At 67.1% G+C, this 19,858-nt stretch carries 23 protein-coding genes and 1 tRNA gene; 14 read left to right on the top strand and 10 right to left on the bottom strand.

The features are described 5' to 3' along the window. Positions 1-34 precede the first annotated feature (34 nt). From lpxK to ED208_RS13425, 6 genes are all read left to right on the top strand, one after another. Positions 35-1,042 (top strand): tetraacyldisaccharide 4'-kinase, encoded by a 1,008-nt coding sequence (gene lpxK / locus ED208_RS13450; RefSeq protein ID WP_123212433.1) that lies wholly within the window; start codon positions 35-37, stop codon positions 1,040-1,042. Next, entirely contained in the window at positions 1,021-1,740 is a 720-nt protein-coding gene (locus ED208_RS13445; protein ID WP_148044763.1) for a protein tyrosine phosphatase family protein, read from the top strand. The genes lpxK and ED208_RS13445 overlap by 22 nt, the downstream gene beginning before the upstream one ends. 2 nt (positions 1,741-1,742) lie before the next feature. Then, positions 1,743-1,931 (top strand): Trm112 family protein, encoded by a 189-nt coding sequence (locus ED208_RS13440; protein ID WP_123212431.1) that lies wholly within the window; start codon positions 1,743-1,745, stop codon positions 1,929-1,931. Further along, the gene (gene kdsB / locus ED208_RS13435; protein WP_123212430.1) at positions 1,928-2,692 is read left to right on the top strand and encodes a 3-deoxy-manno-octulosonate cytidylyltransferase; all 765 of its coding nucleotides are present in this window, start codon (positions 1,928-1,930) and stop codon (positions 2,690-2,692) included. Before ED208_RS13440 ends, kdsB begins: the two co-directional genes overlap by 4 nt. A 73-nt stretch (positions 2,693-2,765) precedes the next feature. Next, positions 2,766-4,091, top strand: a complete 1,326-nt coding sequence (locus tag ED208_RS13430; protein WP_123212429.1) for a hydroxyacid-oxoacid transhydrogenase — start codon at positions 2,766-2,768, stop codon at positions 4,089-4,091. Positions 4,092-4,303: 212 nt separating this feature from the next. Next, positions 4,304-4,759, top strand: a complete 456-nt coding sequence (locus ED208_RS13425) for an acyl-CoA thioesterase (protein ID WP_123212428.1) — start codon at positions 4,304-4,306, stop codon at positions 4,757-4,759. Here ED208_RS13425 and ED208_RS13420 read toward each other — a convergent pair. The 3 genes from ED208_RS13420 to ED208_RS13410 form a co-directional block, all read right to left on the bottom strand. After that, the gene (locus tag ED208_RS13420) at positions 4,746-5,231 is read right to left on the bottom strand and encodes a DUF4399 domain-containing protein (protein WP_123212427.1); all 486 of its coding nucleotides are present in this window, start codon (positions 5,229-5,231) and stop codon (positions 4,746-4,748) included. The genes ED208_RS13425 and ED208_RS13420 overlap by 14 nt on opposite strands. 85 nt (positions 5,232-5,316) lie before the next feature. Then, positions 5,317-5,979 carry a ribose-5-phosphate isomerase RpiA gene (gene rpiA / locus ED208_RS13415; RefSeq protein ID WP_123212426.1) on the bottom strand — a complete coding sequence of 221 codons (663 nt, stop codon included), beginning with the start codon at positions 5,977-5,979 and terminating at the stop codon, positions 5,317-5,319. A gap of 10 nt (positions 5,980-5,989) precedes the next feature. Continuing rightward, positions 5,990-6,691: a YggS family pyridoxal phosphate-dependent enzyme gene (locus ED208_RS13410; protein ID WP_123212425.1), complete on the bottom strand. Its 702-nt coding sequence runs from the start codon at positions 6,689-6,691 to the stop codon at positions 5,990-5,992. A gap of 107 nt (positions 6,692-6,798) precedes the next feature. Here ED208_RS13410 and ED208_RS13405 point away from each other — a divergent pair, with 107 nt between their 5' ends. From ED208_RS13405 to ED208_RS13380, 6 genes are all read left to right on the top strand, one after another. Continuing rightward, positions 6,799-7,842, top strand: a complete 1,044-nt coding sequence (locus tag ED208_RS13405) for a type IV pilus twitching motility protein PilT (protein ID WP_123212468.1) — start codon at positions 6,799-6,801, stop codon at positions 7,840-7,842. 10 nt (positions 7,843-7,852) lie between these two features. Further along, entirely contained in the window at positions 7,853-9,019 is a 1,167-nt protein-coding gene (locus tag ED208_RS13400) for a PilT/PilU family type 4a pilus ATPase (RefSeq protein ID WP_123212424.1), read from the top strand. Positions 9,020-9,091: 72 nt separating this feature from the next. Next, on the top strand, positions 9,092-10,153 hold the full coding sequence (locus tag ED208_RS13395; protein ID WP_123212423.1) for a PilT/PilU family type 4a pilus ATPase: 1,062 nt from the start codon (positions 9,092-9,094) through the stop codon (positions 10,151-10,153). Between the two features lie 158 nt (positions 10,154-10,311). Then, a complete protein-coding gene (gene rplM, locus ED208_RS13390; RefSeq protein WP_123212422.1) occupies positions 10,312-10,740 on the top strand; it encodes a 50S ribosomal protein L13 in 429 nt (142 codons plus the stop codon). 16 nt (positions 10,741-10,756) lie between these two features. Continuing rightward, complete coding sequence (gene rpsI, locus ED208_RS13385) at positions 10,757-11,164, top strand: 30S ribosomal protein S9 (RefSeq protein WP_123212421.1); 408 nt, start codon at positions 10,757-10,759, stop codon at positions 11,162-11,164. A 57-nt stretch (positions 11,165-11,221) separates the two neighbouring features. Continuing rightward, positions 11,222-11,295 (top strand) — tRNA-Gln (locus ED208_RS13380). A gap of 67 nt (positions 11,296-11,362) precedes the next feature. Here ED208_RS13380 and ED208_RS13375 read toward each other — a convergent pair. The 7 genes from ED208_RS13375 to ED208_RS13345 all read right to left on the bottom strand — a co-directional run bounded on the left by ED208_RS13375 (position 11,363) and on the right by ED208_RS13345 (position 17,633). Beyond that, entirely contained in the window at positions 11,363-11,833 is a 471-nt protein-coding gene (locus ED208_RS13375; RefSeq protein WP_123212420.1) for a hypothetical protein, read from the bottom strand. Positions 11,834-12,150: 317 nt separating this feature from the next. Beyond that, complete coding sequence (locus ED208_RS13370; RefSeq protein WP_123212419.1) at positions 12,151-12,966, bottom strand: hypothetical protein; 816 nt, start codon at positions 12,964-12,966, stop codon at positions 12,151-12,153. Between the two features lie 35 nt (positions 12,967-13,001). Next, a complete protein-coding gene (locus ED208_RS13365; protein ID WP_123212418.1) occupies positions 13,002-14,117 on the bottom strand; it encodes an OmpA family protein in 1,116 nt (371 codons plus the stop codon). A gap of 222 nt (positions 14,118-14,339) precedes the next feature. Continuing rightward, positions 14,340-14,846 carry a C40 family peptidase gene (locus tag ED208_RS13360; RefSeq protein WP_123212417.1) on the bottom strand — a complete coding sequence of 169 codons (507 nt, stop codon included), beginning with the start codon at positions 14,844-14,846 and terminating at the stop codon, positions 14,340-14,342. Positions 14,847-14,952: 106 nt separating this feature from the next. Then, positions 14,953-15,942, bottom strand: a complete 990-nt coding sequence (locus ED208_RS13355; RefSeq protein WP_123212416.1) for an SMP-30/gluconolactonase/LRE family protein — start codon at positions 15,940-15,942, stop codon at positions 14,953-14,955. After that, the gene (locus tag ED208_RS13350) at positions 15,939-17,123 is read right to left on the bottom strand and encodes an acetyl-CoA C-acyltransferase (RefSeq protein ID WP_123212415.1); all 1,185 of its coding nucleotides are present in this window, start codon (positions 17,121-17,123) and stop codon (positions 15,939-15,941) included. Before ED208_RS13350 ends, ED208_RS13355 begins: the two co-directional genes overlap by 4 nt. An 87-nt stretch (positions 17,124-17,210) precedes the next feature. Further along, positions 17,211-17,633 (bottom strand): hypothetical protein, encoded by a 423-nt coding sequence (locus tag ED208_RS13345; protein WP_123212414.1) that lies wholly within the window; start codon positions 17,631-17,633, stop codon positions 17,211-17,213. Between the two features lie 106 nt (positions 17,634-17,739). Between ED208_RS13345 and ED208_RS13340 the strand changes: the two genes are divergently transcribed. Both ED208_RS13340 and ED208_RS13335 read left to right on the top strand, forming a co-directional pair. Next, on the top strand, positions 17,740-18,783 hold the full coding sequence (locus tag ED208_RS13340; RefSeq protein ID WP_148044762.1) for a DUF5924 family protein: 1,044 nt from the start codon (positions 17,740-17,742) through the stop codon (positions 18,781-18,783). 86 nt (positions 18,784-18,869) lie between these two features. After that, complete coding sequence (locus ED208_RS13335) at positions 18,870-19,805, top strand: NTF2 fold immunity protein (protein ID WP_123212412.1); 936 nt, start codon at positions 18,870-18,872, stop codon at positions 19,803-19,805. Positions 19,806-19,858 lie beyond the last annotated feature (53 nt).

Genomic DNA, 19,858 nt, shown 5'->3' with positions numbered 1-19,858 from the left:
TTCGGCCTGCCCAGGCCCAGCGCCGAGTGGCGGCATGAAGGAGGCCTTGCAGACGCTCTGGTGGCGCCCGCAGGCGCCGCCGCTGGCGCTGCGACCGCTGGCGGCGCTCTACGGCGTGGTCGCCGATGCCCTGGCCCAACGCCAGCGCGCCAAAGCCGAGCGGTTGCCGGTGCCGGTGATCGTGGTCGGCAACATCGCGGTCGGCGGCACCGGCAAGACGCCGCTGACCCTGGCCCTGGTCGAGCAGTTGCGCGCCCTGGGCCGCCGGCCGGGGGTGATCTCGCGCGGCTATGGCGGGCGCGGTCCGTTTCCGCAGTTGGTCCGTGCCGACAGCGATCCGGCGGCGGTGGGCGACGAGCCGCTCTTGATCGTGCTGCGCAGCGGCGTGCCCTTGGCGGTGGCGCCGCGCCGTGCCGAGGCCGGGCGCGCGCTACTGGCGGCGCATCCGGACGTGGATGTGCTGGTCTGCGACGACGGCCTTCAGCACTACCGGCTGGCGCGTGATCTGGAGATCTGCGTGATCGACGGTGCGCGCGGCCACGGCAATGGCTGGCGGCTGCCGGCCGGCCCCCTGCGCGAGCCCCCGGCGCGCGCTGAGCAGTGCGAGCTGCTGTTGGTGAACGGCGGCGCGCCCGAGGCCTATGGCGACCGGGCGCTGCGTTTCGATCTGCTACCCGGCGCGGCCTGGCCCTTGGCCGGTGGCGAGCCACGGCCGCTCGCCGCCTTCACCGGGGAGCCGGTGCACGCGGTCGCCGGCATCGGCAACCCGCAGCGTTTCTTCGCCAGCCTGCAACAGCAGGGGCTTAAGGTCTTGCCCCATGCCTACCCCGACCACCACGCCTACCGCGCCGAGGACCTCGCCTTCGGCGACGGCCTGCCGGTGCTGATGACCGAGAAGGACGCGGTGAAATGCCGCGCCTGTGCCGATGCCCGGCTGTGGGCGGTGCCGGTGACCGCCGCCTTCGCGCCGGGTGCCGAAGAGCCTGTGAGACAATCCCTGCGAGCCGCGCTGTCGAAGCCGTGGCCAATCTCCCCGACATGAGCGACCTGCCGATCAAACTTCCGGAGCTGCCTCCGCCTGCGCCCAAGCTCAGCTTCTGGCGCCGCGTCTACGTCTGGCTGAACGCGATCTTCTACGATCACGCCTTCTTCCGGGTGTTCTACAACCTGCGCAAGCAGGTGGTGCCGGGCTTGTACCGCTCGGCGCATCCCATGCCCTACCAGTTGCGCGCCGCCGCCCGCGCCGGGGTCAAGACCGTGCTCAATCTGCGTGGTAGCGAGGCGCACATCGGCTCCAATGTGCTGGAGTGGGAAGCCTGCGAGCAGGCCGGCCTGAAGCTGCTGCACTTCCCGATGCGCTCGCGCGACGCGCCGACCCGCGAGGAGATCCTCGGCCTGGATGCGCTCTTCGTCAGCCAGCCGCAGCCGATCCTGATCCACTGCAAGTCGGGCGCCGACCGCGCCGGGCTGGCCAGCGCGCTCTACCTGCTGCTGCGCGAGAACGCGCCGCTGGAGGTCGCGCTCAAGCAGATGGAGTTCTGGCAGCACGGCCATGTGCGCCAGGCCAAGACCGGCGTGCTCGATCATTTCTTCGAGGTCTACCGCGACTACCACGCCGCGCACGGCACGCCGTTCCGCGAATGGGTGGAAACGGTCTACGACCGCGACGCCGTGAACGCCTCCTTCCACGCCAGCTGGTGGGCCAACCAGGTGGTCGACAAGATTTTGCGCCGAGAATGACGATGGACAAACGCCTGCTGGAAATCCTGGTCTGCCCGGTCAGCCAGGCTCCCCTGGTCTACAGGCCTGAGCACAACGAGCTGTGGTGCCGCGCCTCGCGGCTGGCCTACCCGGTGCGCGACGGCGTGCCGGTGATGCTGGAAGAAGAGGCCCGCGCCCTGAGCGAGGCCGAAGCGGAGCAGTTGAAGTGACGCCGTTCAAGGTGGTGATCCCGGCGCGCCTGGGCTCTACCCGGTTGCCGCGCAAGGTGCTGCGCGAGCTGGGCGGCAAGCCGGTGGTGCGTTGGGTCTGGGAAGCCGCGCTGCAGGCCGGCGCCGAGGAAGTGCTGATCGCCACCGACGCCGAGGAGGTGTACGCGGCCTGCCGAGCCTTTGGCGCCGAGGTGCGGATGACCGACGCCCGCCACCAGTCCGGCACCGACCGCATCAACGAGGTGGCGCGCGCCGCCGGCTGGGCGCAGGACGCCATTGTCGTCAACGTCCAGGGCGACGAGCCGCTGATGCCGCCGGCGCTGGTGCGCCAGGCCGCGCAGCTCCTGGCCGAGGACCCGGAGGCGCACATCGCCACCCTCGCGCACGGCCTGCACGAGGCCGCCGATTTCGCCAATCCCAATGTCGTGAAGGTGGTCCGCGACCGTCGCGGCTACGCGCTGTACTTCTCGCGCGCACCGATCCCCTGGCAGCGCGAGGGTTCCGCCGCCGGCGCGCCACGTCTGCCCGAGGGCCTGGCGTTCCGGCATATCGGCCTCTACGCCTACCGGGTCGGCGCGCTCGCCGAGTTCAGCGGCCTGCCGCCGGCGCCGCTGGAAGACTGCGAGGCCCTGGAACAGTTGCGCGCTCTCTACCACGGCTTTCGCATCAAGCTCGGCACCACCGACAACCCGCCGCCGCGCGGCGTCGATACCGAAGAAGACCTGGCCCTGCTCGCGGCGCAGTTCGCGACGCGCCGCTGAGCCCCGGCGCGCGGGGCTGACGGGCCGGCGCGCGCGCCGCTACTCTGGGCGCAAACGCACGAGGAGGAGACCCTTGGCCTGCTGCCACTACCACGCCCTGATGATTCCGGGTGGCGACACCGCTTTCACCGTCGATGCTTCCCGGGTCACCTTCGGGCGTGGCTGCCTGAAGGAAGTCGGCGACCGCGCCCTGGTGCTGGGCCTGAAGCGGGTGGCGCTGTTCACCGATCCCCGGCTGGCGGCGCTGCCGCACTTCGCCACCGTCAAGGCCTCGCTGCTGGCGGCCGGGCTGGACGTGCTGGTCTACGACCAATGCCGCGTCGAGCCCACCGACCAGTCGTTCCGCGAAGCGGCGGCGTTCGCAGCCGAGGCCAAGGTCGATGGCTATGTCTCGCTCGGCGGCGGCTCGGTGATGGATACCTGCAAGGGCGCCAACCTCTACGCCAGCCATCCGGCCGACTTCCTCGCCTACGTCAACGCGCCCATCGGCGAGGGCCGCGCCGTGCCGGGGCCACTCAAGCCGCACATCGCCTGTCCGACCACCTGCGGCACCGGCAGCGAGGTGACCGGCATCGCCATCTTCGACCTGCTCGAACGCGGGGTGAAGACCGGCATCGCCTCCATCGCCCTGCGCCCGACCGAGGCCCTGGTGGATCCGGATTGCACCGACAGCCTGCCCGGCGAGGTGGTCGCGGCCAGCGGCTTCGACGTGCTCAGCCACGCGCTGGAGAGCTACACCGCGCGGCCCTACGTGCGTCGCCCCGCGCCGCCGCGTCCCAGCGCGCGCCCGCTTAGCCAGGGGGCGAATCCCTGGAGCGATCTCGGTTGCCGCGAGGCCTTGCGCCTGATGGGCCTCTATCTGGAGCGGGCGGTGGCCGACGCCAGCGACGCCGAGGCGCGCGAGCAGGTGATGTGGGCCGCGACCCTGGCCGGCATCGCCTTCGGCAACGCCGGCGTGCACGCCCCGCATGCCATGAGCTATTCGGTCGCCGGCCTGGTGCGCGACTACCGCGCGCCGGGTTATCCGCAGCTGGCCGGCGAAGTGCCCGAAGCCTTGGTCCCGCATGGGATGTCGGTGATCCTCAACGCGCCGGCAGTGTTCCGGCTCACTTGCAGTGCCTGCCCGGAGCAGCATCTGGAAGCCGCTATCTGTCTGGGCGCCGATGCACGCAGAGCCAGCGCCGCCGATGCCGGCGAGATCCTGGCCGGCAAGCTGCTGCAACTGATGAAGGCGGTCGGCATTCCCAACGGTCTGGCCGGCGTCGGTTACGGCGAGGCCGATCTCGATGCCCTCGCCGAGGGCGCCTATCCGCAGCAGCGGCTGTTGCAGAACGCGCCACTGGAGATGAGCAAGCCGGTGCTGCGGGAGTTGTTCCGTGGCGCCCTGCGTTACTGGTGAGAGCCTGTGAATAAATCTACTGCGCTGACCTGCTGCGTGTTTGGCTTAAGCCGTACGGCCACTGGCAGTACGGCCGCAGGGCCAAACACCATGCGCTGCTCGCAATCCTCACGCACACGAGTGCGCTGCGCAGCGCTGGCCGAACCTTTAGTCGGTTCGGCTCCTTGCATCAGGCCATGCTCGCTACGATTTCTTCACAAGCTCTCAAGACCATGAGCGAAACCAAGCCTCGCCCGCCGCAGGTCCGCGACTATCCGTACTTCGTGCCGATCAGCACCCGCTGGATGGATAACGACGTCTACGGCCACGTCAACAACGTCACCTACTACAGCTACTTCGATACCGCCGCCAACCACTACCTGATCCGCGAAGGCGGCCTGGACATCCACCAGGGGCCGGTGATCGGGCTGGTGGTGGAGTCCAACTGCCGCTACTACGCGCCGCTGGAGTATCCCGAGGCGCTGCGGGTGGGCTTGAGGGTGGACAAGCTCGGCAATCGCGCGGTGACCTATGGCCTGGCGATCTTCCGCGAGGGAGAGACCGAGGCCGCCGCCCAGGGCCAGTTCGTGCACGTCTTCGTCGACCGCCAGAGCCGGCGGCCGACGCCACTACCGGAGACGCTGCGCGCCGCGCTGGCGCGCATCGCCGTGCCGACTACTGCACCGTGATGGTGATCTTCTCGCTCTGCACCGCCGGGTTGTGCGGCTGGTGCTTCCAGTCGGCGAGCAGCAGTTGCAGGGTGTGCTTGCCGGGCTTGAGGCTCAGCTCCATCTCGGTCTGGCCGCCGCCGAAGTGCTTGATCTGCTCGGTCATCGGCAGCGAGGTGCTGTAGTCCACCACCGGGCTGTCGATCAGCAGATGGTGATGGCCGGTGTTCTCCTTCTGCAGGCCGGCGGCGGTGACGCCCATGCCCTTGAGGCCGAATTGCACCACGAAGGGGCTCTTGACGGTGTCGCCGTCCTTCAGATTGATGAAATAGACCTTGGCGCCGGCCGGCGAGGGCTGCGGCAGGCCCAGGCTGGTTTCCGCCTGGGTCTGAGCCTGCTGCTTGGCGGCGGACTTGAGATCGTCCTTCCAGTCGGCCTGGACGGCGGTGGTGGCGGTGAGGCCGGCGATCAGCAGGGGCAGGGTGTAGCGCATGGGCATGCTCCAAGAGAGTTGAACGGGTACGGGCGCAATGACCGCACCGGGACCACCGGTGTTCCCGGTGGAGGGGAGGATTTCCTCAGTCGCCGCCGAGGCGGCGCACGCCCTGCGGGCCGCCGATCAGCAGCACATCGGCCTTGCGGCGGGCGAACAGGCCGACGGTGACCACGCCGGGGATCTGGTTGATGGTGGCCTCGAGGCCGACCGGATCGACGATCCGCAGGCCGTGCACGTCGAGGATGACATTGCCGTTGTCGGTGACCACGCCTTCGCGCCAGCGCGGCTCACCGCCGAGGGCGGCGAGCTTGCGGGCGACCAGCGAGCGCGCCATCGGGATGACTTCCACCGGCAGCGGAAACTGGCCCAGCACTGGCACCAGCTTGGACTCGTCGACGATGCAGACGAAGGTGCGCGCCGCTTCGGCGACGATCTTCTCGCGGGTGAGCGCGGCGCCGCCGCCCTTGATCAGGCGCAGATGCGGATCGGTTTCGTCGGCGCCATCGACGTAGATCGACAGCGGGCCGGCGCTGTTGGCGTCCAGCACCGGAATGCCGATGGCCTTGAGCCGGGCGCTGCTGGCCTCGGAGGAAGACACCGCGCCGGCCACGTCGGCCTTGCGGCTGGCGAGGGCGTCGATGAAGTAGTTGACGGTGGAGCCGGTGCCCACGCCCAGGATCTCGCCCGGGACGAGGTAGGCGAGGGCGGCTTCGGCGACGGCTTTCTTGGCTTGGTTCTGGTCCATGGGCGTAGTTTCAGGCTTGTGGCGCCGGCTTGCCAGCACGGGCGCCGAACAGGGCGCTGCCGACCCGGATCAGCGTGGCGCCTTCGGCGATGGCCGCCTCGAAGTCGTCGGACATGCCCATCGACAGGGTGTCCAGCGCCAGTCCGCTACTGCGCGCCTGCTCGAACAGCGCGCGCAGTTGCCGGAACGGCGCGCGCGGGTCGGTGCTGGCGGCGGCGGGCGCGGGCAGGGCCATCAGACCGCGCAGGCGCAGGCCTGGCAGCGCGGCGACCGAGCGGCAGAGCGCCAAGGCCTCTGTCGGCGCGCAGCCGGACTTGCTCGCCTCGCCGGAGATGTTCACCTGCACGCAGACCTGGAGCGGTGCTCGTCCGGCCGGACGCTGGTCCGAGAGTCGCTGGGCGATCTTCAGGCGGTCGACGCCGTGGGCCCAGTCGAAATGGGCGGCGATCTCGGCGGTCTTGTTAGACTGGATCAGGCCGATGTGATGCCACTCCAGGCCTTCACCGCCGAGCGCGGCGATCTTCTCCAGCGCCTCCTGCACGTAGTTCTCGCCGAAAGCGCGCTGGCCGGCGACGATGGCCTCGCGCAGGCGCTCGACCGGCATGGTCTTGCTCACCGCCAGCAGGCGCACCGACGCCGGCGGCCGGCCGGCGCACTGGCAGGCGGCGGCGATGCGGGTCTGGAGACTGGCGAGATTGTCGGCAAAAGACATGGCTGGGGAAATCGGGGCGTAAGGGCTTGCTTGCTGGCGCTACGGGAAGTGGCTAACGTCGAAGCCAAGCGCCCACCAGAATACGACCACACGGCACCGCCATGGCGATGGACATTTCCCAGCTGCTGACCTTCAGCGTGCAGCAGAAGGCTTCCGACCTTCACCTTTCCGCCGGCATCGAGCCGATGATCCGCGTCGACGGCGACGTCAAGCGCATCAACCTGCCGCCGATGGATCACAAGACCGTGCACGACATGGTCTACGACATCATGAACGACAAGCAGCGCAAGTCCTGGGACGAGTTCCTGGAGACCGACTTCTCGTTCGAGATTCCCGGCCTGGCGCGCTTCCGCGTCAATGCTTTCAACCACAGCCGGGGTGCTGGCGCGGTGTTCCGCACCATTCCCAGCAAGATCCTGTCGCTGGACGACCTCAAGGCGCCCTCGATCTTCAAGGACATCGCCAACACGCCGCGCGGCATCGTGCTGGTCACCGGCCCGACCGGCTCCGGCAAGTCCACCACGCTCGCCGCTATCGTCAATCACATCAACGAGAACGAGTACGGCCACATCCTCACCATCGAGGACCCGATCGAGTTCGTGCATCCGGCCAAGAAGTGCCTGATCAACCAGCGCGAAGTGCACCGCGACACCCTGGGCTTCAATGAGGCCCTGCGCTCGGCCCTGCGTGAAGACCCGGACGTGATCCTGGTCGGTGAAATGCGCGATCTGGAAACCATCCGCCTGGCGCTGTCGGCGGCGGAAACCGGCCACCTGGTGTTCGGCACGCTGCACACCTCCAGCGCCGCCAAGACCGTCGACCGTATCGTCGATGTGTTCCCTGCCGCCGAAAAAGACATGGTCCGCACCATGCTCTCGGAATCGCTGCGGGCGGTGATCTCGCAGAGCCTGCTGAAGAAGAAAGGCGGCGGCCGCGTTGCCGCCCACGAGATCATGATCGGCACGCCGGCGATCCGTAACCTGATCCGCGAGAACAAGGTGGCGCAGATGTATTCGGCGATCCAGACCGGCCAGAAGGATGGCATGCAGACGCTCGATCAATGCCTGAAGGACCTGGTCAAGCGTGGCACCGTCGATCTCAACGAAGCGCGCATGAAGTCCTCCGATCCTCGCACCTTCGCCGTCGCCTGAGGGAGCTGCCATGGAACGCGAGGCCGCAGTAAAGCTGATCCAGCAGTTGCTCAGTCTGATGAAGCAGCGCGGGGGCTCCGACCTGTTTCTGTCCTGCGGCTTTCCGCCGGCGATCAAGCTCGATGGCCAGTTGACGCCGGTGATGGAGAAGCCGCTGTCGCCGGAGAACTCGGCGATGCTGATCCGCGCGCTGATGAACGACCGCCAGGTGAAGGAGTTCGAGGCCACCAACGAGTGCAATTTCGCGATCTCGCCGCCGGGCATCGGCCGTTTCCGCGTCAATGCCTTTGTCCAGCAGGGACGGGTGGGCGGCGTGCTGCGTACCATCGAGACCACCATCCCCGACTTCGACAAGCTCGGGCTGCCGCCGGTGCTGCGCGAGGTGGTGATGACCAAGCGCGGTCTGGTGCTGATGGTGGGTGGTACCGGCTCCGGCAAGAGCACCTCGCTGGCGGCGATGATCGGCTACCGCAACCAGAACTCGAAGGGCCACATCATCACCATCGAGGATCCGGTGGAGTACGTGCACCCGCACATCGGCTGCCTGATCACCCAGCGCGAGGTCGGCTCCGATACCCACAGTTGGGAAGCAGCGCTGAAGAACACCCTGCGCCAGGCGCCGGACGTGATCCTGATCGGCGAGATCCGCACCCGCGAGGCGATGGAGTACGCGGTCAACTTCGCGGAAACCGGCCACCTGGTGCTGGCCACCCTGCACGCCAACAGCGCCAACCAGGCGCTCGACCGCATCATCAACTTCTTCCCGGAGGAAAAGCGCGAGCAGTTGCTGATGGACCTCTCGCTCAACCTCAAGGCGATCATCTCCCAGCGCTTGGTGCGCAAGGAAGGCGGCGGCCGCTGCGCCGCCATCGAGATCATGCTCAACTCGCCGCTGGTCGCCGACCTGATCTTCAAGGGCCATGTCCACGAGCTGAAGAGCGTGATGGGACGCAGCAACGAGATCGGCATGGTCACTTTCGATCAGGCGCTGTTCAAGCTGTTCGAGGAGGGCCTGATCAGCTTCGACGAGGCGATCCGAAACGCCGACAGCCAGAACGAGCTGCGCCTGAAGGTAAAGCTGGAATCCAAGCGCGCCCGCACCAATCTGCACGAGGACGCCGGCGTGAAGGGGCTGTCGATGCAGGAAGAGGACAAGTCCACGTTGTTGCGGCGCTGAGCCCGGTATCCGGCCTCCGGGCCTGCAATCCAGAGCTGCCGACGTACTGCTGACGAGCAAGCGAGCCCACTCATGCTGAAAATCCTGCCCTACCTGAAGCTTGCCGTAGAGAAAAACGCCTCCGATCTCTACTTCACCTCGAATGCGCCGGCGATGCTGCGTATCGAAGGCGAGATGCTGGCGGTGGGCAAGACGCTGATGACCAGCGAGCTGATCCGCGAGCTGGCCACGGCGTTTCTGACCGAGGAGCAGCGTAACTACCTCGACGAGCATCTGGAGATCGACCTCGCCACCGACGCTGGCGGTCTGGGGCGCTTCCGCATCAACATCTTCACCCAGCGCAACAGCATCGCCATGGTGCTGCGCTACGTGAAGGCGGAAATACCGACGCTGGAGAAGCTCGGGGTCCCCGAGGTGCTCAAGGATCTCATCATGCTCAAGCGCGGCATGATCCTGATGGTGGGCGCCACCGGGTCCGGCAAGTCCACCACCCTGGCCGGCATGCTCAACCACCGCAACGAGAGCGCCGCCGGGCACATCCTCACCATCGAGGATCCCATCGAGTACGTGCACCCCAATAAGCGCAGCATCGTCAACCAGCGCGAGGTGGGCACCGATACCGAGAGCTACGAGCGCGCGCTGAAATCCTCGCTGCGCGAGGCGCCGGACGTGATCCTGATCGGCGAGGTGCGGGTGCGCGAGACCATGGACGCGGTGATCCAGCTCGCCAACACCGGCCACCTGGCGATTTCCACCCTGCACGCCAACAACGCCAACCAGGCCCTGCAGCGCATCGTCAACCTCTACCCCGACGAGTTGCGTGACCAGCTCTACATGGACTTGTCGATGACCCTGCGGGCCATCGTTTCCCAGCGCCTAGTGCGCCGCAAGGACGGCCGCCGCTGCGCTGCGGTGGAGGTCATGGTCAACACCCCCTACATCCAGGATCTGATCCTCAACCGGCGCATCGACGAGGTAAAGGAAGCGATGGCGAGCAGTTCCGACCGAGGCATGCTCACCTTCGATACCTCGCTCTACCGCCTCTACAAGGACGGCCTGATCGACCTCGACGAGGCGCTCAACAACGCCGATTCGCGCACCAACCTGGAAGCCAAGATCAATTTCGGCGTCTGAGCCTGCGTCCGTGACGGCGACGCCTGTGGTCGCGGCGCTTGCATTGTTCTGGCCTCGCCGCTAAGCTTCGCGACCTTTCGAGGTGGCTTATGTCCGGCCACTGAACTAAAACCAGCCCGCAGCCGCATCCAGCAGGGCCTAACGGAGTACCAGAGACCATGTCCACGGTCTTCTTTAACGACCAGACCGCCAAGCGCGACTGGTATCTGATTGACGCCGAAGGCAAGACCCTCGGTCGTCTCGCCACCGAAGTGGCCAAGCGCCTGCGTGGCAAGCACAAGGCCGAGTTCACCCCGAACATGGACGTTGGCGACTACATCGTCGTCATCAACGCGGCCAAGGTTCACACCACCGGCAACAAGCTGGCCGACAAGATCTACTGGCGCCACACCGAACACCCGGGCGGCATCAAGTCCACCACGCTGGGCAAGCTGCTCGCCGAGCACCCGGAGCGCGTGATCGAGAAAGCGGTCAAGGGCATGCTGCCCAAGGGCCCGCTGGGCTACGCCCAGTTCCGCAAGCTCAAGGTCTACGCTGGCGCGGAGCATCCGCACACTGCCCAGCAGCCCAAGACCTTCACGATCTAAGTAAGGCGATCCGATCATGGCCAGCAAAAAGACTCCTGTTCAGCAGAACTACGGCACCGGCCGCCGCAAGACCGCCTCCGCGCGCGTCTTCCTCAAGCCCGGTTCCGGTGAAATCACCATCAACGACAAGACCGTCGAGCAGTACTTCGGTCGTGAAACCTCCCGCATGCTGGTTCGCCAGCCGCTGGAAGTGACCGATTCGGTCGGCCGTTTTGACTTCAAGATCACCGTCGCTGGCGGCGGTCCCTCCGGCCAGGCCGGTGCCGTGCGTCACGGCATCACCCGTGCGCTGATGGACTACGACGAAAACCTGCGTCCCGCCCTGCGCGCCGCCGGTCTGGTCACCCGCGACGCCCGTGAGGTCGAGCGCAAGAAGGTTGGCTTCCACAAGGCCCGCCGCGGTACGCAGTACTCCAAGCGTTAATCGTGAGGCGCCACTGCGGCTTGAAGTCGCGGTGGCGGCCCTTACAATTGCAGTTATTGGGAGATCGTCTAATGGCAGGACAGCAGACTCTGACTCTGCTTATCTAGGTTCGAGTCCTAGTCTCCCAGCCAAGCAACAGAGAAGGCCCGCAGCGATGCGGGCTTTTTTTGTTGCCTGCGGGTGGCTGTGTCTGCGCGTCTATGGCCGTGCGCGGAAGCGACGCATCTCGTCCTTGTAGACGCACAGAAAATCCTCGACCTCGCCCGGTGCCAGCTGTTGCAGTGGCTCGGGCAGGGTGCTGACCTTCAGCGAGCGCAGTCGGCCATCGAGTCCGAGATTGATCGCGCCCTCGCGAGTACCGCGATGCAGATACACCGCGTCAATGTCCAGACCCAGTTGGTTGGCGATGGCGCAGGCGGCATCGTAGTAGTACATCTCGTTGACGCCGTGCACGCGGTCTTCATCCTCGTGGGGGCGCCCAACGACCGTTTCGATGAAGTCGAGCAGTTGGTCAAAGCTCGCGATCCTGTCGATGGCCTCCAGCCTGGAAACCAGCCGGTTGCAGCACTCTTCGAGGGCGGCTTGAGGGATGCGCCGCAGGTGCTCATGTCGGCGGCCGTCGGCGCGAAGGCCCAGGGCGGCCATGGTTACCGCAGACTTCAGGTCCATGCTTCGGAAATCGTCTCGTTCCGAGCTGGCGCGCGGCCCCTGTTGCTTGAGGTAGGCGTCCACCAAGTGATCCAGGGGCTGCCCGGCGGGCGGAGTGTGGGCGCCGTTTCCTGCGGCTGTTCTTTTCATGGGCTCCTCCAGCGCGGTCGGATGCCGGCTAGCCTACTCCAATGCGCCGTGCTGCCAAGACGATGCCGAAGCGATTGTCCGGGGCGGCGCTGGTTGGGGCAGGCTGGAACGAGCGCAAAAAAACGGCCCCTAGAAAATAGGGGCCGCTGGTGCAGCGTCAGGCCGGAGGGTATTCCCTCCCCGGCTTCTCAGGGAGCGGCGACGAACTTGCCGTCGGTGCACAGCTCGTGCACGCGCATGGCGTCGCCGACGTTCACCGAAAGCAACTGCGGATTCAGGGTCACCGTCACCTTGTTGTAGGGCTTGGTCACCTTCATGCCGACGAAGCGATAGGGGTCGGTGAGGCTGACCTGGCCCAGCAGGTCGAGGGTGCTGGCATCGGTCGAGGCACTTTCCTGCTCGGTGTCGTTCAGGAAGGTGTTGATCTCGATGTTCTGCAGCAGGGAAAGTTCCAGCGTCGCGGTCGGGAAGCTGAGCGCGAACACCGCGTACTTGCCGGCCGGTACCGAGCTGTTCGGCTGGATGGCGAAGTCCACCGAGCTGATCAGGCCGCCCAGCAGGCCGAGGGTGAGGGAGTAGGTGGCAGCGGTATCGAGGTTGCCGTCCACCGCCAGCGACTGATCCTTGACGCTGTTCAGCAGCTGGGTGAGCGTGTTGCCGCCGAGCAGGGCCAGCAGCGGGGTGACGGCGGCGCCGACCAGGCCGTTGGCGGAGACCGAGGTGACCGGGGAGGGGCCGTAGGCCTTCGCGCTGGCGGTGCAGATGAAGTTGCCGTTGATCGCCGTGCCGCCCTCGGTGACCGTGGTCGGCGTGCTGCCGTCGTTGGGCACGCCGCCGGAGGAGCCGCCGGAGCTGCTGGCGCCACCGCTGGAAGTGCCGCCACCGCTGATGCCGCCGGCCTCGGCGGGGTCGCCTTCGGCTTCGCAGGCGGCCAGCTGGACGCTGCCGACCGCCACCAGGGCGGCCAGCAGGGTGCGCTTGAAGATGAGGTTGTGGTTCTTCATGGTGAAATTCCGTTTCCGAAGTGGGTGAGTACTGATTAGTTGAGGATGCGCAGTTCGACGCGACGATTCCGCTCGCGGCCGTCTTCGGTAGCGTTGTCGGCCACCGGCTCGGCTTCGCCATAGCCCTTCGAGGTCAGCTGCGTTTCCGGCACACCCTTGCTGACGAAGTACTCGCGCACGGCGGCGGCGCGGCCGTCGGAGAGCTTGAGGTTGTAGGCTTCGCTGCCCTGGCTGTCGGTGTGGCCGGCGACTTCCACCTGCATGTCCGGATACTTCTTCAGAATCTCGGTGGCGTTGTCGAGGATGGTCTCGGCGTCGGGGCGCAGGCGGGTCTTGTCGAACTCGAAGGTCACGCCGTTGAGGGCGAGAATCTTGGGCAGCGGGCAGCCGTTGCCGTCGACGCGGGTGCCGGCGGGGGTGTCGGGGCACTGATCCTTCTCGTCGATCACGCCGTCGCCGTCGCTGTCGAGCAGGCCGGTGGGGACTTCCACCACCTTCACCTGTTCCTCGGCGAGCGGCGCCGGCTCGGCGGCAGCCTCCGCAGCGGCGAAAATCGGCAGTTCGAAGCCGACGCCCAGGCGGATGTCGCCGTAGCCGTCCTCGAAGTCGTCGTAGATGTAGCGGACCTCGGTGCGCAGGCGCAGGCCGCCCAGCGATGCGATACCGCCGGTCACGAAACCGGCGCCGACGTTGGCGAACCAGGTGGTCTTGTCCTCACCCGGGAACACGTCGTCGTAGTTGCCGCCGACGCCGGCCAGCACGAAGGGGGTGAAGTGGCTGCGATCACCCCAGGAGTAGGTCAGGTCGGCGTTCAGGCCGTAGCGATACCAGTCGGTGCGCAGCACGTCGCCGGTCTCGAAGGTTTCGCCAAAACCCTGGATTTCATAGCCCCAGCGGTTGGCGTACTGCTTGCCAAACAGGGCGCTGACGCCGATGGCGTAGTCGATGTCGGCACCGCGGTTGCTGCGGCCGTCGTCCGGGCGGCTGATGGTGCCGAGCACGCCCACGTAGTGAATCGGCTCGGTCGGCGCCGCCGAGACCTCACCGCCGGTGGACTCGTCAACAGGCACCGGCTCCTGCGCGTGCGCGGCGGTGATGCTGAGCGTGGTTGCGAGACTGCAAAAGACAGCCTTCTTGGTGAGGTTTCTCATACGACTCCCTTCTCATATTGCCAGTGGTAAATAGCTACTAATCTGCCGCGCCATTGTATGTCGGGCGCCACTGGCAATGTAAGTCGAAAGTCACATTTAGTGTGAGTGATCCCCCAAGTTATTGGCTAGGAAATTTGCTTTTTAGGAGCGATTCTTTGGAAGGCCTGAGATATGGACATGAATCACATGTCTTGTTTCGGCTGCCGCTGGGAGGCTTCAGGTTCAGCTGGCGACCAGAATTCGGGTTCCGGTGACGAAGCGCCGTCGCCACAAGGCGCTGGATACCGAGGTGATCTCCACTTCCCGGGCACTGGGAGAGGCATGCACCGCGAGATCGTTGCCCAGGTAGATCATCACGTGCAGGCTGGAGCGCCGGCCCCGACCCCAGTCGTAGATCAGCAGGTCGCCGGGGCGAGCCTCGCCATAGGCAATGCGTTCCCCGGCCTTCAGCATCTCCCGGGCGGTGCGCGGCAGGCTCTGGCCAACGGCCCGGTACGCCGTCTGCACCAGCCCGCTGCAGTCGAACTTGCCGTGCCCATTGGCGCCAAGTTGGTAGCGGGCGCCGACCTGCTGCAGGGCAGCCTGTATCAGCTGCGCGCGGACGGCGGATGCACCCTGCTCGTCGGATTGCGGATTGGCGCCCGCCGTCGAAGCGATCCCCAGGCCGAGCAGGATTGCGCCGAGCAGGCCCCTCCATCCGGGTCGTCCGATGTCCGCACAATCAAGCACTTGTCTCTCCCCCTTAAGGTTCTGGGTGAGTTATGACAGGCCATTCACGTGCGGAGAATCGTAAAAAATCCCAGGTCGGAGTTTTCTACTCTCCGGAGCGAGCTCTTCAGGGTAGCGGTGCCTTGCGCCGGAAAACCGAAAGAACGTTGCCGATGCGCGAGCTGTTGTCGCCCAGCAGCCCCTTCTCAGTCACCAGCAGGTCGGTGCTGGCGAACAGCGGCGGCTGGCCCAGGCGAACCTGCGAGGGGCTCTGGAAGCTGCCCAAGCCGGTCTGTGCCAGCCGTGTGCCATCGGCACCAAACAAGCCGATGCGGCCGTCGGTGAAATAGGCGGCGAGGATCGCATCGCCGACCAGACTGAAGTCGTCCGGGAGGCTGCTGCCCAGACTGGCGACCGTCTCCGCAGTTCCAGGCTGCCCGTCGCGGCCGATCTCCAGCTTGCGAATGCGGCCCAGCGCCGTCGGCACGCTCTCGCTGTAGTACAGCGTGTGGCCGCGAATCTGGAGTCCGTTGGGGAAGGAGCTGCCCGGCGCAAAGCGCAGCCAGTCGCTCTGTTCAAGGACGCGGAACGGATCCGCCGGGTCCAGCCGCAGCCGGACGATCTTCGGCGCCAGCGCCGCAGGGCCGTTGACCGCGTACAGCGCGCCACCCGGGCCCGACGCCAGTCCGTTGGCCGAACTCAGCCCGAGTTCGTGTATGGGGCGCAGGCTGGGGTTGGCGTCGAGCCGGGCCGCGTAAAGCCGGCCGGAAAAACCATTGGCATAGAGCACATCGCCGCGCAGCGCGAGGCCAGTGAAATTGTCGCTGCCGTCCAGCAGCGGCCGGGCCCGATAGGCCTCGCCGTCGCGGCTGACTTCGTAGACGTTGAGCCCGCCGCTGACGAACAAGCGACCATCCGGGCTGAACAGCAGGTTCTCGGCGTCGGGAACATCGAGCAGGACGGTTTTCTCGCCGCAACTGGAATCCACGCAAAGGCTGGCAGGGTCGACCGGTGCCGCCGTCGTCGTCGCGCCCTGCTCGCAGGCGGCCAGAAAAAACGCCGCGAGCAGGAGGCTGCTCGCGGCGTTCGGGAACCAGACCTTTGGCCGAGGCTTCACAGCATCTCCACCGCCAGCGCCACCGCCTCGCCGCCGCCGATGCAGAGCGTGGCGATGCCCTTCTTGCCACCGGTCTTCTTCAGCGCGCCGAGCAGGCTGGCGAGGATGCGCGCGCCGCTGGCGCCGATCGGGTGGCCAAGCGCGCAGGCGCCGCCGTGGATGTTGACCTTGGCGTGGTCCAGGGCGTGCTCCTTCATCGCCGCCATGGTCACCACCGCGAAGGCCTCGTTGATCTCCCAGAGGTCCACCTCGTCCTTCTTCCAGCCGGCCTTTTCCAGCACCGAGGCGATCGCCTGCACCGGCGCGATGGTGAACTCCGCCGGCAGGCGGGCATGGGTGGCGTGGGCGACGATCTTCGCCAGCGGCTTCAAGCCGCGCTTGGCGGCCTCCGAGGCGGTGCTCAGCACCACGGCGGCGGCGCCGTCGTTGATCGAGCTGGCATTGGCGGCGGTAACCGTGCCGTCCTTCTTGAAGGCCGGCTTCAGCGAGGGGATCTTCTCCGGCATCGCCTTGTACGGGCCCTCGTCCTTGCTGATCAGTTCGGGACCCTTGCGGCCAGCGACTTCCACCGGCGCCATCTCGAAGGCGAAGCTGCCGTCCTCGTTGGCCAGCTTGGCGCGGCGCAGCGACTCCAGCGCGAAGGCGTCCTGCTGCTCGCGGGTGAAGCCGTACTTCTCGACGGTGGCTTCGGCGAACACGCCCATCGGGGTGCGCTTCTGGTAGGCGTCTTCAAGACCATCGACCGCCATGTGGTCGAGCACCTCGCCGTGGCCGTACTTGATGCCGCTGCGCTGCTTCATCAGCAGATGCGGGGCATTGGTCATGCTCTCCATGCCGCCCGCCACCATCACCGTGTTGCTGCCGGCCTTGAGCAGGTCGTGCGCCAGCATCACGGCTTTCAGGCCGGAGCCGCACATCTTGTTGATGGTGGTGGCGCCGACGCCGTCGGGCAGACCGGCACCGCGCACCGCTTGGCGCGCCGGCGCCTGACCCTGGCCGGCGCCGAGCACGTTGCCGAAGATCACTTCCTGCACGTCACCCGGCTGCAGGCCGGCGCGCTCCACCGCCGCCTTGATCGCCACCGCGCCCAACTGGGCGGCGGTCTGGCCGGAGAACATGCCCAGCAGGGCGCCCATCGGCGTGCGGGTGGCGGAAAGGATGACGACGGGGTCCTGCGACATGGGCTCTGCTCCGGGGGCGCTTTTATAAGGCGCGCATTATCGAAGCCTGGCCCCGGGATTGGAAATACCACGGCCGGAGCAGGCGGTTTACTTCTCCTTTTCGATGCTCACCACCTTGCCGGCCTCGAAGCTCACCCGCATGCGCTCCTTGGTCTCCTGCACCGGCGCGCCGTAGTAGCCGGCAAAGCAGTAGCTGGGCAGGCCGTAGCGGAAGAAGGCGCCGTAACAGGGGCCGGTGGGGTAGGTGTAGACATCGACGTACTGCCAGATCTCGGTTTCCCCGGCGGCGGTGGTCTTCTGCAGGATGCGGTCCGGCTCGCCCAGCGCCAGACGGGTGGCGCTGGTGTCGAAGCCGATGCCGATCTGGCCGGCGCGCACCTTTTCCTGCTGCTCGGGCGTGAGCTGGGCGAAGGCGGCGGGGTTCTTATCGATGCGCGTGGCGGGGGTGCTGGCGCAGGCCGCCAGCAGCAGGGCGAGAAGGGCGATGGTGATGGGTTTCCGGTTCGGCATGACGGGTCTCCTTGCGACTACGCATTCTGACCACAAGTCGGTGCTGGCGGTTCGGGTTGACCGCAGCCAGCTCTCGCGGCGCGGCGATGCGACACTACGCGCCCTCATGAGTCATCACCCCACAGTTCCCAGCCCGGATTCCGGTGCCGCCGCCTGGACCGCGCGCTTGATGGCCGGCCTGGAGCGACGCCCCTGGCTGTTGCCGCTGGCGAGTTTCGTGCTTGGCTGGGCCGGCTATCTGCTGATCGAGCGCGGCCCGCAACTGGCGCGCTGGGTCGCCCTGCTGGCCCTGCTCAGTTGGCCCTGGATGCTGCTCGACAACCTGTTCGGGCGCTGGTTGCAGCGTGCCTCGAAAGGCCGGCTGTCGCCGCGCCTCACCGCCTTCGTCACCCAGTCGGTGCAGCAGGAGATGCTGTTCTTCGCGCTGCCCTTCGTACTGGGCGCCCTGCGCATGAGCCTGGGCCATGTCCTGTTCGCGCTGCTGCTAGGCGCCGCCGCCCTGTTCAGCACCCTGGACCCGCTCTATCACCGCTGGGCCGGCCGTGGCGGCAGCGGCCTGGGCATCGCCTTTCAGGCCTATTGCACCTTCATCACCGCCCTGGTGGTGCTGCCGCTGGCACTGCATCTGCCGGTCGAGCGGGCGGTGCCGGTGGCGGTGCTGATCGCCTTGCTGGCGATGGCCGCCGGGCTGCCCAGGCTGCTCCGGCAGGGCGCCGCAGGGGCGCCGCGCGAACTGCTGCCGGTCGCGACGATGGCCTTGCTGCTGCTGCTCGGCCTGCCCTTGCGCGCCTGGATTCCGCCGGCCGGGCTCAAGCTCACCGAGGCGCGCATCAGCCAGACGATCCAGGGCCTGGAGCCGGGGCCGGAACGGCGCCAGTTGAGCAGTGCCGAGCTGTCCCAGGGGGTGGTTGCCTACGTTGCCGTGCATGCCCCGGCGGGTTTGAGCCAGCCGCTGCGCTTCGACTGGTATCTGGACGGCCGGCGGCTGGACAGCATCCCGGCGCGCATCGAGGGCGCTCCCGGGCGCGGCTGGCGCACCTACACCCGCAAGCAGCATTTTCCGGCGCAGGCGCAGGGCCGTTGGCGGGTGGATCTGCTAACCCCGGGCGACCAGTTGATTGGGCGGCTCTACTTCGAGGTCCTGCCCTGAGCCGCCGCTATTTTTCCCGCCGCGCAACTGGCGCTGTCCGGCGGCCTGCGTTAGCTTCTGGCGCGACGGAATTAGGAGTGCTGTGGATGCGTTGGAACGGTTTGCGCGCGCTGGCCCTGCTGGCGGCATTGCTCGGAGGCCCGGCCTGGGCTGCGGAGCCGGAAGAGCCGCTCAAGCCCTGGGATAGTGGCATGTACGCCCCGGCCTTCAGCCTCAAGGCGCCGGACGGCAAGACCCAGAGCTTCCCCGAACTGGCCGCCGGCAAGCCGGTGGTGCTGATGTTCTGGCCGGCCTGGGATCCTTACAGCCGGGCCTTGCAGCCGTATCTGCACAGCATCCGCGAGGACTACCGCGTCGCCGGTGTCGAAGTCTGGATGATCAGCGTGCGGGCGATGGAGGGCGTCGATCCGGTGCAGGTGCTCAAGCAGCGCCGTTACCGCTTTCCACTGCTGCTCGATGGCGATGATGCACTCAGCCTCTATCGCGTCGAGTACACGCCCTGGGTGGTGGTGATCGACGGCCAGCGCAACATCGTCTACACCCGGCCGCCCAAGCCGCCGAGCCCGGCCAGCGTCGCCGACAGCATCCGCAAGACGCTCAACGAGCTGCTCGGCGCGCAGAAGGCAGTGCCCCTGCCCAAGAGCTACCCGCCGTCCCTGCCGCTGCCGGTGGAACTGGGCGGGGCGGGCTACAGCAGCCCGCTGCCGCCGCTGCCACAGGAGCAATGGCAGCCCTGGCTGGAGCAATACCTTGCAGGCGTGCCGGCCAGCGAATTCGTAGCCGGGGTGCCGCGCCGTGGCCCGGTGAGCAGCGGCAAGGCCGCCATCGCCATCGCCCGCGAGCTGTGGACGCAGGCCTACGGCGAGGCCGAGGTGCTGGCGCAGGCGCCCTACCGCGCCTACCGGCTCGACAACCAGTGGGTGGTGCTGGGCTCCGCCGCCAGCGGCAAGCTGGGCGATGGGCTGATTCTGGTGATCGAGCAGGACAGCGGCCGGGTGCAGCGCCTGGAGCGCGGCAACTAAGGAGGTCTGTACTGCTCCAAACAAGTCTGTCATGCCGGCGAAAGCCGGTATCC

It is taken from the genome of Stagnimonas aquatica, from assembly GCF_003730135.1.
Lineage (GTDB): Bacteria > Pseudomonadota > Gammaproteobacteria > Nevskiales > Nevskiaceae > Stagnimonas > Stagnimonas aquatica.
The sequence above is the reverse complement of the archived record's forward strand: the minus strand, read 5'-3'. Positions and strand labels throughout refer to the sequence as shown.

Coding starts and splice junctions, on each gene's coding strand:
- lpxK (WP_123212433.1), top strand. CDS start 35: ATGAAGGAGGCCTTGCAGACGCTCTGGTGGCGCCCGCAGGCGCCGCCG.
- ED208_RS13440 (WP_123212431.1), top strand. CDS start 1,743: ATGGACAAACGCCTGCTGGAAATCCTGGTCTGCCCGGTCAGCCAGGCT.
- ED208_RS13425 (WP_123212428.1), top strand. CDS start 4,304: ATGAGCGAAACCAAGCCTCGCCCGCCGCAGGTCCGCGACTATCCGTAC.
- ED208_RS13420 (WP_123212427.1), bottom strand. CDS start 5,231: ATGCGCTACACCCTGCCCCTGCTGATCGCCGGCCTCACCGCCACCACC.
- rpiA (WP_123212426.1), bottom strand. CDS start 5,979: ATGGACCAGAACCAAGCCAAGAAAGCCGTCGCCGAAGCCGCCCTCGCC.
- ED208_RS13410 (WP_123212425.1), bottom strand. CDS start 6,691: ATGTCTTTTGCCGACAATCTCGCCAGTCTCCAGACCCGCATCGCCGCC.
- ED208_RS13405 (WP_123212468.1), top strand. CDS start 6,799: ATGGACATTTCCCAGCTGCTGACCTTCAGCGTGCAGCAGAAGGCTTCC.
- ED208_RS13400 (WP_123212424.1), top strand. CDS start 7,853: ATGGAACGCGAGGCCGCAGTAAAGCTGATCCAGCAGTTGCTCAGTCTG.
- ED208_RS13395 (WP_123212423.1), top strand. CDS start 9,092: ATGCTGAAAATCCTGCCCTACCTGAAGCTTGCCGTAGAGAAAAACGCC.
- rplM (WP_123212422.1), top strand. CDS start 10,312: ATGTCCACGGTCTTCTTTAACGACCAGACCGCCAAGCGCGACTGGTAT.
- rpsI (WP_123212421.1), top strand. CDS start 10,757: ATGGCCAGCAAAAAGACTCCTGTTCAGCAGAACTACGGCACCGGCCGC.
- ED208_RS13375 (WP_123212420.1), bottom strand. CDS start 11,833: ATGGACCTGAAGTCTGCGGTAACCATGGCCGCCCTGGGCCTTCGCGCC.
- ED208_RS13370 (WP_123212419.1), bottom strand. CDS start 12,966: ATGAAGAACCACAACCTCATCTTCAAGCGCACCCTGCTGGCCGCCCTG.
- ED208_RS13365 (WP_123212418.1), bottom strand. CDS start 14,117: ATGAGAAACCTCACCAAGAAGGCTGTCTTTTGCAGTCTCGCAACCACG.
- ED208_RS13350 (WP_123212415.1), bottom strand. CDS start 17,123: ATGTCGCAGGACCCCGTCGTCATCCTTTCCGCCACCCGCACGCCGATG.
- ED208_RS13345 (WP_123212414.1), bottom strand. CDS start 17,633: ATGCCGAACCGGAAACCCATCACCATCGCCCTTCTCGCCCTGCTGCTG.
- ED208_RS13340 (WP_148044762.1), top strand. CDS start 17,740: ATGAGTCATCACCCCACAGTTCCCAGCCCGGATTCCGGTGCCGCCGCC.
- ED208_RS13335 (WP_123212412.1), top strand. CDS start 18,870: ATGCGTTGGAACGGTTTGCGCGCGCTGGCCCTGCTGGCGGCATTGCTC.